The sequence below is a fragment of the Streptomyces sp. TRM68367 genome, from assembly GCF_014495685.1.
Lineage (GTDB): Bacteria > Actinomycetota > Actinomycetes > Streptomycetales > Streptomycetaceae > Streptomyces.
In genome coordinates this window covers 8,371-20,306 of the sequence record NZ_JACTVI010000097.1, presented here as the reverse complement: position 1 = coordinate 20,306, position 11,936 = coordinate 8,371, and the positions used below count along the sequence as shown (strand labels likewise).

9 protein-coding genes are annotated in these 11,936 nt (G+C 70.0%); 5 read left to right on the top strand and 4 right to left on the bottom strand.

What is annotated here, in order from left to right; translation table 11 throughout:
• Positions 1-28 precede the first annotated feature (28 nt).
• On the top strand, positions 29-2,086 hold the full coding sequence (locus H8R17_RS37060) for a hypothetical protein (RefSeq protein WP_262505806.1): 2,058 nt from the start codon (positions 29-31) through the stop codon (positions 2,084-2,086).
• A 145-nt stretch (positions 2,087-2,231) separates the two neighbouring features.
• Here the strand turns inward: H8R17_RS37060 and H8R17_RS37055 are convergent, their stop codons facing one another.
• The gene (locus tag H8R17_RS37055) at positions 2,232-2,657 is read right to left on the bottom strand and encodes a hypothetical protein (protein ID WP_187827597.1); all 426 of its coding nucleotides are present in this window, start codon (positions 2,655-2,657) and stop codon (positions 2,232-2,234) included.
• Positions 2,658-2,917: 260 nt separating this feature from the next.
• On the opposite strand from H8R17_RS37055, the gene H8R17_RS37050 reads away from it, so the two are divergent.
• Positions 2,918-3,376, top strand: a complete 459-nt coding sequence (locus H8R17_RS37050; RefSeq protein ID WP_187827596.1) for a hypothetical protein — start codon at positions 2,918-2,920, stop codon at positions 3,374-3,376.
• A 200-nt stretch (positions 3,377-3,576) separates the two neighbouring features.
• Here H8R17_RS37050 and H8R17_RS47825 read toward each other — a convergent pair whose 3' ends face one another.
• Both H8R17_RS47825 and H8R17_RS37040 read right to left on the bottom strand, forming a co-directional pair.
• Positions 3,577-3,978: a GNAT family N-acetyltransferase gene (locus tag H8R17_RS47825; RefSeq protein ID WP_262505804.1), complete on the bottom strand. Its 402-nt coding sequence runs from the start codon at positions 3,976-3,978 to the stop codon at positions 3,577-3,579.
• A 55-nt stretch (positions 3,979-4,033) separates the two neighbouring features.
• On the bottom strand, positions 4,034-6,688 hold the full coding sequence (locus H8R17_RS37040; RefSeq protein ID WP_316959640.1) for an ATP/GTP-binding protein: 2,655 nt from the start codon (positions 6,686-6,688) through the stop codon (positions 4,034-4,036).
• Positions 6,689-6,866: 178 nt separating this feature from the next.
• Between H8R17_RS37040 and H8R17_RS37035 the strand changes: the two genes are divergently transcribed.
• On the top strand, positions 6,867-7,112 hold the full coding sequence (locus H8R17_RS37035; RefSeq protein ID WP_262505803.1) for a hypothetical protein: 246 nt from the start codon (positions 6,867-6,869) through the stop codon (positions 7,110-7,112).
• On the opposite strand, the gene H8R17_RS37030 is transcribed toward H8R17_RS37035, so the two are convergent.
• A complete protein-coding gene (locus tag H8R17_RS37030; RefSeq protein ID WP_316959639.1) occupies positions 7,076-8,938 on the bottom strand; it encodes a zeta toxin family protein in 1,863 nt (620 codons plus the stop codon). The genes H8R17_RS37035 and H8R17_RS37030 overlap by 37 nt on opposite strands.
• A gap of 132 nt (positions 8,939-9,070) precedes the next feature.
• Here H8R17_RS37030 and tap point away from each other — a divergent pair, with 132 nt between their 5' ends.
• Together tap and tpg are read left to right on the top strand one after the other, a co-directional pair.
• Complete coding sequence (gene tap / locus H8R17_RS37025; RefSeq protein ID WP_187827593.1) at positions 9,071-11,239, top strand: telomere-associated protein Tap; 2,169 nt, start codon at positions 9,071-9,073, stop codon at positions 11,237-11,239.
• Positions 11,240-11,242: 3 nt separating this feature from the next.
• A complete protein-coding gene (gene tpg / locus H8R17_RS37020; protein WP_187827592.1) occupies positions 11,243-11,800 on the top strand; it encodes a telomere-protecting terminal protein Tpg in 558 nt (185 codons plus the stop codon).
• Positions 11,801-11,936: the final 136 nt, after the last annotated feature.

Sequence of the window (11,936 nt, the reverse complement as noted above, 5' to 3'; positions counted from 1 at the left end):
TGGCGGGGCGGACTCGGATGAGCCGTTGATGCTGCCGATGGAAGCGATCGAGCTGGATGCATTCCGGCGTGCTTACGAGGACGACTCCTTTTGGTGCGGGACTCTTCTCGGCGGCTGCGGCGGCCAGTTGACCACGAAGCTGTACACGGACCGCGCCTGTCATTTCGCACATCACCCGGACCCGGACGGGCTGCCACACGTGTGCGGGCGCCGCTCCCACGGCGTGGACAGCGCAGACCACCTCTATGTGCGGTCGGCGGCCTCAGCCTGGCTCGCCGGCCGCGGGGAACAGGCGACCTTCGAGTACACCCGCACCGAAGGCGCACCGATCGGGTCCATCGTGGATGTGCGCTGGCGCCATGGCGCTCTGCGGGTGCATCTGGACCAGACGGTGACGCCGGTGTGGGACGACGGTGTCGAGCCGGTCCTCGGGACGACGGTGCCGGTCGACCGCGACACACTGATCCGCCGCTGGTACGTGCACCGGATCCGCCTGAACAGCGTGGGCACCGCGCGCCACGTGCAGATCGGGACCGAGGCGTTCGCCCGGCAAATCGAATGGTTCGCTCTGGACGAATGCGAGATGACGGAACGCGGATTGTCGACGCCGGCCGTTGAGAAGATCGTTCAGGCCCGCACAGCGCCGCGTCCTTCACTGTGGTCGCCCGGCAAGGCGAGGAAGGTGCCAGAGCCGGAGGCTCGCGCCCAGGCCCTGCTGCGCCGGCTGGTGTATGCACGTCGGATCGAGTCCGTGCCCGTGGTGAAGCAGGTGTGCGGGGACATCGAGGATCTGACCGGTGTGGGCGGGGAGCTCCAGGAGCAGCTCGAGGCTGCCGTTCGCCACGCGAGGGTCTGGCTGGTCGAGCAGGACGAGGAGCGCCGCAAGCTGTTCGACAACCTGAAGAAGGCGGTCGCTGAGCACACGCCTGGGCGGGTGCGCAGGCTTCTGATACGCGTCAACGCGACGGCATCTGAGGATCGCACGGACGCCGAATCCGCCGTCTACGAGCGGGCGACCACGTACTTCGAGAGCCTGGACGACCTCACGCGGGACGCGGTCGAAGCGGAAGCTGACACGGAGAAGGAAGCGCACAAGGCGGCGGCTCGGGTCCGCAGCACCCTCCAACGCCTTCGCGGGTACGACGCGTACCCGCCCGACCTGATCCCTCGGGTGGGGGAGCTTGTGAGGTCCGCGGCCTTGGCCGGCGAACTGCTGACCCGTGGTGAAGCGCGGCGCGTGGAGGTCTGGAAGAAGAGGGCGGCAAGAGGGCCGCAGGAGCAGCTTCGCGTGGCGCGGCGGTACTGGATCCAGCGGAGCTGTCCGCGCTGCAACGCGGAGCAGGGCAAGGACTGTGTGCTGGTCGAGGGGCCCAACAGCGGGAAGCCGCGCAAGGACGGCCACAACGAGCGGCTGCAGCTGGAGCTGGATGAGCGGAAAGCCGCGCAAAAGATGGCCCGGCAACAGAAGAAGGCTCGGCAAGAGGTCGAGGCTCCTGCCGAGCCGACGCAGCCGGCCCCGAAGGGGCACGAGCCTGAAGCCAGCTCCACACCTCTGCTCCAGCAGCGGCGGCCGCAGCCCGGCCGGGAGGGCCAGGCGCATGAAGCGAGGATGAAAGCCACGGCCCGGCTGCACCACCAGGTGCCACGCGGCGACTGGTACCGAATGACGTGCCCGCGATGCCACGCCGGCCCCGGCAAGCTGTGCGACAACGACGATCGCGTCGGCCCCAGCGAGAAGCGACAGCTTCCCCACGACGAACGCCTGCGCCGCGTCCTGCAGAGCGACGACCGTATTGGCCCCGGCGAGAAGCAGAAGGTCGCCCGCAACGAACGCCAGCAGCAGGCCGTCGACGTCGTGCCCCTGCCGCCTGCCCGGGCCGAACCCCGGCCGCCCCGGCCGCCCCGGCCGCGCAGGAGAGAGCGGGAACCGCAGGAAACCGCAGGCTCGGCGGCGCGGACCTGGCATGCGAGAGAGGTCACCTGCCCGAAGTGCCAGGCCGGCCCGAACTCCCCGTGCGTGCCCCACGGTCCGCACCAGGAGCGGGTGGAGTGGGCGAAGGAGTTCACCCGCAAACTGTGGGACTGAGGCAAGCCGGATGCCGAGTGCGCGCTGCCCGCCGGATCCCACCAGGCACGACGGGACATCCTCAACCGTCACATCGAGAGCCGCGGCCGCCGACGCCGGTAGACGTCGGCCTGTGCCGCGCTGCCCACGGCCTTGTAGCGCGTGGTCAGGCGCCGGACTCGGACTCGGTCTTGCCGGTGTCCGCAGTGTCACCGCCGATATGGAAGAGGTCGCCTGGCGCGGACCAGAGTGCGTTCCCGAGGAAGTACATGGCGACCAGGCCGGCGCCGATGAACCCTGCCCAGCCGACGATGAGCATGACGATGTTGCTGTCGCCTCGGTCGGCGCTGTAGGCCACGCCCTGCCCGGTGGTGAACAGCCACGGGAACCACGCCGTCCGGCGGAAGCCCGGGTCCGCGTACCGGCCGTTGCCCCGACGCCACGCCAGTAGAGGGACCGATGCGAAGCTCACGCTTGCCAGGCAGTACATGTAGGCGAAGAACGAGTTGTCGATGAAGCGGTGGCCGTTGGTGATCCCGAGGTAGGCGACCCCGGGCAGGAAGAGCGCCACCGCCAGGCCGTAGCCGAGCACGTCTCCGCGTGTGCGAACCGGCTCTGCCGTCACATTCCACCCCGTTCTGCCGATCGACCTGTCACCCGGCACCGTACCGGGCACGTGGCGGGTGACGGACCGGTCGGCGGGAGGGCCGACCGGAGCCGGGGCCAGCTACTCGCGCCGCGCGAGGTCCTCGGGTGTGGGCTGGTAGCGGATCGCGTGGGGGTGGCCGCTGTAGTTGACCGTCACGGTGTGCTGCAGGACCCGGTGTCAGTGCCGCCCCGGATACTCGCGCCATGCCGAACACACAGCTTGATGCCGCCGCCCACTCCTTACGGACCTGGCTCAACAGCCAGCACTTCACCGACCTGACCGCGCATCAGGTGACCAGGTTCCTGACCGATTCGACTGCTCAGTGGGCCGACAGTCTTGGCTACAACGCCCAGCGAGAGGTCTGGCTTCCGGCGGAGCCAGAGCAACCGCGCCCCAAGCGGCTCGATCTCCAGCTCAAGCACCGTTCCGGCAAAGGTCGGCTCATCAGCATCGAGATCGACCGAAGCAGCAAGCTCCTGTCACTCGAAAAGCTCACCAAGGCCGCCGAACTCGGCGATCACGCCCTGTGGCTCCGCTGGAGTCGCGAACCTGTCCGCGTCCCGATCCCGCCAACCGTTCGGCTCGTCCGTGCTCACGTGCTCCGCCGCACCGTCATTCACGGGCCCAACCGATACTCGCTCCAAGTCGAAAGCTGTGGCTGACAACACCGGAGGTGCTGAGGCGCCCCACTGACTCTGCAGCCCGTTGGGGGCTTGTTCTGCGGCAGCAGCCGCGCCTGATCCATACGGTGCGCCGGGACGGGCGCGAGCCGATGGGCCTCGGGGCCGCGATTGGCGCGCTTGTGCCAGCTGCTGAGGGATGTGCCCCGCCATATGGCCCATTGTCGGTTGCCACGAGAACGTCAGTGGGTCTGCCATGGATATGCCAGTGTGCTTTCACCAACTGCGGCGGAGCTGAGTGGTACGCGGACCATGCTCTCTCTTGGGGCGCCGACCTCACCGCGCCTGGTGTTGGTGATGAAGCCGAGGCGTCGATAGAACGCGTACAGCCGGACCATGTCCCCGCCGAAGGTGTCGCTTGGGCTGAGCGTCATGGGTACACCGCGTAGGTCGGCAGCGGCGGTGATGTGTTCCATGACGCGGGTGCCGAGCCCGTTCCCTCGCTCGCTCTCCGGGAGGAGGATCGAGAAGAGCACGAGGTATGGGCCGTGGTCGATTCCCAGTTCAAGGCGTACGCCCGGGTAGCTGGTCCGTATCTCCTCGGCCAGGGCCTCGGCCCAAGATTCCTGCGTTTGGTCCGTCACGTGGTGCCGCTTTCGCGTTGGGCGACCGTGCGCGTGGTGCTGAGCCGGGGCCTGGTCAGTTCCTCAGGTGGTGTTGACGTGCGGTGACCAGGGCGCGCCAGCGGGTGCGGACGGCGGGTTCACCGTCGAGCCACTGTATGGGGTGCCTGGTGGGCTGGGGCAGGTCGCCCATGGCGGTTGCGATGTGGACGAAGTAGGCGAAGTCGCCGTTCGCGGTTGCCTCGCGCAGGCGGCCGATGGTGGTCGTCAGGTCGTCCTGCGCGCCGCGCACGGCGTGGTGGAAGGCGAGCGCGGTCTCCAGCAGCGGGGTGAGCCAGGCGAGTCCGGCGACAGAGATCTCGGTGCGCAGCACGGTGGCGCGGTCGGTGAGGTCGCGGTCGGTGCCAGCGTCGCGTACGAGGGCGGCGACCTGGGCGAGGAGGGTGGTTGCGCGCTGGTCGAGCTGGGCGAGGAGCTGGTGGGCGAGGGTGAGTTCGTCGTCGGCGCGGAGTGGGTCGGTGAAGGCGCAGGCCAGGGCGAGGAGGGTCTGGGCGATGGCCCGCTCGCCCGGGGCGTCGTGCTGTTCGGCTTCGGTCCGTGCGTCCTCGAAGGCGGCGACGGCACGGTCGATGTCGCCGTGGGGGAAGTGGATGTGGCCCAGGACGCGGTGGTGGCGGCCCTTCCAGCCCAGGGTGGGGACGGCGGCGAGGGCGGCTTCGAAGTCGCCGCGGATACGGGCGAGGTTGGCCAGGCCGCGGCGGGCGCGCGGAGCGAGCCGATTGTCTGCGTCGGCGACCTGGCGGTAGCCGTCAAGTGCGGCGTCGGTGCGGCCGAGGTCCTTGTGGGCTTTGGCCCGGTAGTACAGGGCGAGTTCGGCGATTTCGCCGGACAGCAGGCCGGTTGTCAGGACGGCGGTGAGGCGCTCAGCGGTGCGTTCACGGTGCTCGTGCTGGCGGCGGGCGATGGTGGCGAGGAGTTCGGCCAGGGCGTCGGAGGGTGTGTCCGGACCCGGCTGCGGCTCGGTACCGGGGGGAGGGGGCGGGGTGTGGGTGGGTGGGGCGAGGGGTTCCCAGACGGAGTCTTCGGTGTAGGCGAAGGCGGCGTCGGTGAGCCAGTCGAGGTCGTCAAGGCGGTGGTCGTGGGCCAGGCGTAGGCCCTGGCGCAGGCAGCCGATCAGCATCGTGCGATCGCGCCGCGGTCCGTGGCGCCATTCGTGGCCCAGGGCGGCGAGTGCGCGCGTGGCTGCCCGGTGCCAGTCCTGCTCGGACCAGCGGTCGTCGGTGTGGTCTTCGGCGTGGCGGATCGCGGAGCGGACCACCTGGTGGAGGTGGAAGGGCCACAGTCCTGCAGGGTCTTCGCGGATGAAGGGGCGCTCGGTGAGCCGCAAAGCGGCCGCGTCATGGGTGAGGCCGGCTATCTGGGTGGCCAGGGGAACGGAGAAGGCGTCCAGGAGGGACACCGAGCGCAGGACATGCCGCTCGTCGGTCGTCAGGTCGCTGACCGTGCGGGAGATCAGGGCGGGGAAGTCGCCGAAGTCGGCCGGCTGCGGCTCGCGTCCGCTGCGCCGTATCTCGACAAACCGCATGACCGCCAGATCGAGGTAGAGAGGCAGGCCGTGGGAGCGTGCGGCGATGGCGTGGCGCAGGTCCTCGCCGATGAGGGGCTGTCCGTCACGGGACAGGCGCCGGGCGAGGTGGTCGTCGCAGTCCTCGGGGGAGAAGTCACCGAGCAGGATCTGCCGCCCGGCGGGCCCGGTGTCGCCGCGGGAGGCGGGCACGTGGCCGGCCAGGCCGGGCCAGGCGGTGGGGCCGGTCCAGTCGAGCTGCCCGGCGAGGCCCTCCTCGGCCCACTGCAGCCGGTTGCGGCCAGTGATCACGAAGAAGGCCTGGGGCATCAGCCACACGATGCGCTGCAGCAGCCGTTCCAGATCCCGGTTCGTGCGGTCGCCGACGTCTTCGAAGGTGTCGAACAGGATGACCGGGACGACCCGCTGGGTGGCGGGGAGCTGGGCCAGGTCCCAGGCGAGCAGGTGGGTGGCGAAGCTCAGCGTCTCCAGGTCGGGTTCGGCCTCGAGGATGTCGGCCAGGCGTGCGCAGCCGGCCAGCGCGCGTACGGTCTGGCGTCGCTCGCGCAGCGCGCCGACCAGCGTGGTGGTGAGCTGGCCGACGGCACCGCCCACGGTGCCGGGCATGGCCAGTGCCTGGGCGACGTCGGCCAGCGCGGACTGCATCTGCTGGGGCAGGTTGACCGCGTTGGTGAACCGGCTGAACAGGCCCCCGCGCCGCAGATATTCCTCGAGCGGTTCGCCGGGGTGGTTGCGTTCCCAGTGCCGGCGCAGCGCCAGATCGAAGGCGGGCATGGGGCGGCCCAGGGCGGCGATCGCGAGGCGGATGGAGAGCACCACGCGTTCGAAATCGATGCCGGTGGACCGGGCGAGGTCGATACGCACGGGCAGGATCCGCTCGATCGGCCAGGAAGGGGCGTCCCACTGCGCGGGACGACCGCCTTGGTGGGCGAGCGAGGCCTCGATCTTGCGGGAGAAGGTGGATTTGCCGATGCCGCCGACACCGTGGCCGACCAGGATGTTGTGCCTCGGGCCCGCCAGGTCCTCGACGTCGAAGCCGGGATTGGCGACACGGTGCAGGTGGTCGGTGAGCGCGGCAACGATGGCCTGCCACTGAGCCTGACGGTTCGTGAAGGCCTCCTCGGCCTCAACAGACCGGTCATTCACGCCGAACAGCATCCGTAGATCCCGTGCCACGACACCCCCCGAAAACGATCACCAGCGGTATCAACCTATGCGTCACTGCCCCCGCTTGGCGACTACGGGCCGCCCCACCAGGTCCGAGGCCGCACGCAACCGGCCAGAGACAATGGCCCCCATGGTCCCGATACCCGAAGGACACCTTTTGTCTGAGCATGTGAATCCCGAGGCCGCCGAGCATCTGGTGCAGGAGGTGAGCGCCTGGTACTCGGAGCAGATCGCCAAGGAGCGGCGTGCCGCCGTCCCCGACGCCGAGCAACTCAAGATCCTGACGGCCGGGCTGGCGGCGTGCGCCGCCGATCAGCAGGCGCTGGAGGACGCCGGCCCGGAAGAGGTCGCCGAGATCGCGGCCCGCTATGCGGCCCGCTCCCAAGAGCTCAAGGGCCAGTAACCGGAACCCTGTTGGAGAGGAACGGGCAGCGCCGCCGTGACGACCGTGGAGGCGAGGGAGCGCGGCTGCAGGTGGGCGGGCATCAGCGGCCAGGCCAGCGCGGCGATCTCGACCAGATCCGACCGGTACTGCGGCAGCTCGCTCTGCACCCCCTGGAGGGTTGCGAGGAACTGGGCTGCTTCGGCCGGTGTGTACAGGCGGTGCTGCTCGGCCTCCAGGACGTGCCCGGCCTGGGGCGGTCGGGCCCAGGCTCCGCCCAGGGTGCGCTCGCCTCGGTACACCGCGGTCAGGTCCCTGCGGATGACGGAGATGGAGCTCACGGTGTGCGGCTCCTGTTCGGCCGCGCGGACCGCGTCGGCGACCACGCTGAAGGTCACGTCGTGGGCGGCGGCTGAGGTGAAGCGGGGTGTGCCGCCGAGGCGTGCCACTTCGGCGCACCGAGTCGCCGTGCCGAGCCGGCTGTCTGCGGCGCGCACCCCGAGGACGATCAGTTCCACGCGGTAGCCCGCCCGGTGGTTGCGGCGGGCACCGTCGAGGAAGTGGGCGACGCTGTCCGGGGCGATCTCGATCAGCAGGTCGCCCCGGCGCGCCTGTACGTATGCCTCAGCCATGTTCTGCCAACGTCGGTAGTCGGCCCTGATCCGGGCTGAGGCGGTGCGCGGCTGCTCCTGGAGGAGCTGGCGGTAGTCGGGGTGCATCGCCTTGAAGGTCCCGCCCTCGATACGGGTAGGCCTGCGCTGGCGTAGCGCGCGGCGCAGCGCGCGCGACGTGCGGGTTTTTCCGGATCCTTGCGGGCCCATCACATAGAGCGCGACCGGCTGATCCTGCGGGGTGATGTTGCTCAGGTACGACGGGACGATCAACTCGTCGAAGATCCAGGTGTGTTCGTCGGCGGACAGGCGGTGGTAGTCGACCCCGGGCGGCACGGTGAGCGGTTGAGCGATCCGGCGGACCGGCTCAGCCAGCGCGAAGGCCCGCTCCAGACCACCGGCCACGGCAAGACGCCGCTCCTCCGCGATCACCGCAGGGTGCAACTGCTGCTGTGCACTGGCCAGTTGGCGGCGAAATCGCCAGGTCTCCGGCGCAGTCCACCACCGGGCCCACTCCGCAGTCAGCGCCTGCGGTGCGCCCGGTGTGTCCCGCCAGGACCCGTTCTCGGTCAGCTCGTTGTCATACAGGACATGAAGGTCACGCCGCGCCACCATCGCCCGATCGGCCAGATGCTCGGCCTCGATGACCTCGAGGAAGGTGGGCAGATTGCGCGAGCACTGATCGGAATTGTCCCAGGAGACGTACCGGCCGGCTCCGTCCTCGCTCACCTGCGTCAGATAGCGGTCCAGCGCGCTCAGCTGCGTCTCGGCCTCCGCCGTGGCCAGCGCCACCACCTCGACGCGATAGCCGGCCGCGCGGTAGGCGCGGGTCGTCACACGGGCGTCCTCTGGATCGGCGCGGGGAGTCTCCAGCACCGCATCGAACCGCCGTTGTCGTACATACTCCTCAACCTCGGCCTGCCACCGCAGGACGTCCGGACGCACCCGCACTCCGGCCGTACGGTCATCGCTCTGTATGAGGCTGCCGTACTCGGGGTGAGCGGCCTTGTAGAGGTCGCGGCCGATCAGCACCGCGCCGCCCCGCCGGTTAAGGACTGCCAGTAAGAGTTCGCACAGAGTGGACTTGCCGCTCCCCGGCGGCCCGGCGACGAGCACCACCACCGGCTGTTCCTGAGGGACGGCGTCCTTGGTCCAGGTCGGCAGGATCTGCGACGCCAGGATCTCCTCGTGCTGCCCCTCGGCCAGGACGACCGGCATGACGTCCTCGTCTTTCACCGCAACTCCTTCAGCTCGCCCTGCCGCCTGCCTGACGGTCAAGATCACTCTACCAGAAAGTCCGATCGGGCTAAATCGAAAGGCTAAATCGAGAGCTAAACTTCTGGTAGTGTTCGAGGTGGAGGTGACGTAGTGCCGAGCAATGAGGACCTGAAGAAGAAGCTGTTCGCGTCCGTGGATGCACTGCTGGATGAGGAGCCGCAGCTCCCACCCCCGGCGGAGCGTGCGCGGCTGCGCGAGGCCGCGGGGATGACCCAGCTGCGTCTGGCGAAGGCCTTGGAGACGACCGAGCAGACGGTGAAGAACTGGGAGAACGGACGGAGCTCACCGCGGCCGCCGCGCCTGGAGGCGTACCAGCGGCTGCTGGAGGGCTGGGCGGCGAGGTATCCCAAGGCCGCCGCCGCCGTCCCCGAGGCCGCGCCCCCGGCGGCCCACGGAGCTCCCGCCGTCGCCCCGGCGCCCGCTCCCCAGCCGGAGCCGGTTCCGCAGACGTTCACCGGCCCGACCGCGCCCGAGGCGGAGGCCGCCGCGCCGGTGAAGGCGCCCCTCGCCCAGGCAGCTCCCGAGCGTCCCGCCGCGCGTCCCACGTCGTCGTCGCGGCGCCCGGCGACGAGGAAGGCGGCGAAGCCCGCCGTCGACCCGCGGTTCCCGCACGGTCCGCTGGCCGTGCTGGACGGTGACGGCTCCGCGTACGGCGTCGGCGGCATCGTGCTGGACTGCCCGGCGACCACGGTGGTGGAGCTGGTGGAGTGGACGCTGCGCGAGTCCGGCCTCGGTGCCGCGAAGCTCAACCGCTACGGCAAGGACAGCGACCCGCTGATCGTGCTCACGGCGGCGGCCGCGGTGAAGCTCGGGCTGCCTGAGCGTCTGGAGGGCCACGAGCAGCGCCGCTCCCTGCGCCTGCCCGAGGACCACCCGGTCGTCAAGCAGGTCGCGAAGGCGAAGTGGCAGCTCACGCAGCGCGGCTTCGGCCCGTGGGCGCGGATCTACCGCAAGGCGCAGGGCCGTGAGCGGCAGTGCGTGCAGCTGGCGATCCTGTCCTGGGACGCCCTCGATGAGCGGTCCTGGCCCGGCGTCTGTGAGATGGAGCCGGCCGACATCGCCCGCGTCCTCGGCGTGTACGCGACCCGGGTCATCACCCCGCGCGGCTCCACCGCCGTCTCCGGACTCGAGCTGATGACGGCGCTGCGCCCGCCGACGAAGGCCGTGCAGGACCCGGAGACCGGGAACTGGGTGTCCGGCTACAACGCGGGCTCGCTGGGCACCGAGCCGATGGACCCGGCCCCGCCGGAGGCCACCCCGGAACACCCCGTCGTCGTGAACTCCGGCTGGACCGGGGGCTTCCTCAACGAAGAGGCGTACCAGTGGGTGCGCTCGGTGGAGACGCTGTCCGATGAGGAGTGCACGCTGCCCTTCGCGGTCGGCCTCGACCTCAACACGGCGTTCCTCGCCGCCGCGGCCCGCCTGGTCGTCGGCCTGTCCGCCCCCGACCACTTCCACGCCCCGAAGTTCAACCCGAAGATCCCCGGGAGCTGGCTGGCGGACCTGTCCCACATCGAGCTGGACCCGCGCCTGCCCAGCCCGTTCACGCCGGACGGCAGCCGTCCGACCGGCCCGGCCTGGTACCAGACGCACACCCTCGCCTACGCCCAGGAGCTCGGGCACGACGTCCACCCGATCGAGGCGTACCTGCGGCGCGAGACCGGCGCGTACCTCGACCCGTGGCACGACCGGCTCAAGACCGCCTACGTGGACACCCTCGCCGACATGGGCGTCACCAAGGACCTCTCCGACGTGGAGTTCCTGGCAGCGATGGAGCAGCACAAGCAGAAGGACCCGGCCCTGGCCGCAGTCCTGTCCGCGATCAAGGCCACGGTCAAGGGCGGCGTCGGCAAGCTCCGTGAGCGCCCGCAGGGCAAGCACTACAAGGAGGGCGAGACGTGGCCGGCCCTGTCGCGGCCGACCTGGCGCCCCGACATCCGGGCCGCCGTCATCAGCAAGGCGCGGGTCAACATGCACCGCAAGCTCAACAACATGGCGAAGATGACGGGCCTGTACCCGCTCGCCGTGCTGTCCGACTGCGTCGTCTACCCCTCGCCGGGGGAGAGCCCGCTGGACTTCCTGCCGTACGCCGCCTCCGGCAAGCCGCAGCCCGGCGCCTTCCGTCTCGGGCCCACGCCGGGCCTGGCGAAGCTGGAGGGCGTCCAGACGATGCTGTGGGCGGTCGACCTCATGGAGAAGGGCCTCAACCCGGCCCGCCACATCAAGGGCGGCGACGCCGTCCTGGACGAAGGGGAGTAACCGGTGGGCGAGATCGACGACGCGATCGAGCGGGCCGACCGGGAATCGTTCACCCGGGAGCCGCCGAAGACGTTGAAGGGTCAGATCGGCTACCTGCTCAAGCAGTTGGGCAGCGCGAAGGCCGTCGCGCAGGAGCTCGGTGTCACCGCCGACTCCGTCAACCGCTACCGGCGCGGTGCCCGCAAGCACGCCCGTGCCGACGTCGCCGCGAAGATCGACGACGCGGTCCGGCAGCGGTGGCAGCCGCAGGTGCGCAAGCGCCGGCAGCGCCAGGCCGCCACTACGGGCGGGGTCACGGTGGAGACCCGGGCCCGGTTCGGGTACACCGCGCCGGTCGGCACGACCGACGACGGACGGTTCCGGCGACTCACCGTGCACCTCCCCCCGGAGTACGCCCGGCGTCTGTTCGAGGCGCGCGACGCGGGTGCCAGCGACCAGCAGATGCGTGGGATCATCGCTGAAGGGTTTAAGGATGTGTATTTCCAGGACGGCGGTGGTCGCGCTATGGGACTGTCGGACGTGGAAATCAACGACATCGACTATTTGGACCTGGACTACTGATTAGGAGCGAATACATGACCGCTGAATTTCCGCCCATCGACCGCGACAAGCCTCGATCATTCACGTGCGCGCGCCGGCCTGGGGTGGTCGGTCGGGGTTGAGGATTCGTCCTGGTTCGTCCTTCGGGTGGTGGTGA

Coding starts and splice junctions, on each gene's coding strand:
- H8R17_RS37060 (WP_262505806.1), top strand. CDS start 29: ATGCTGCCGATGGAAGCGATCGAGCTGGATGCATTCCGGCGTGCTTAC.
- H8R17_RS37050 (WP_187827596.1), top strand. CDS start 2,918: ATGCCGAACACACAGCTTGATGCCGCCGCCCACTCCTTACGGACCTGG.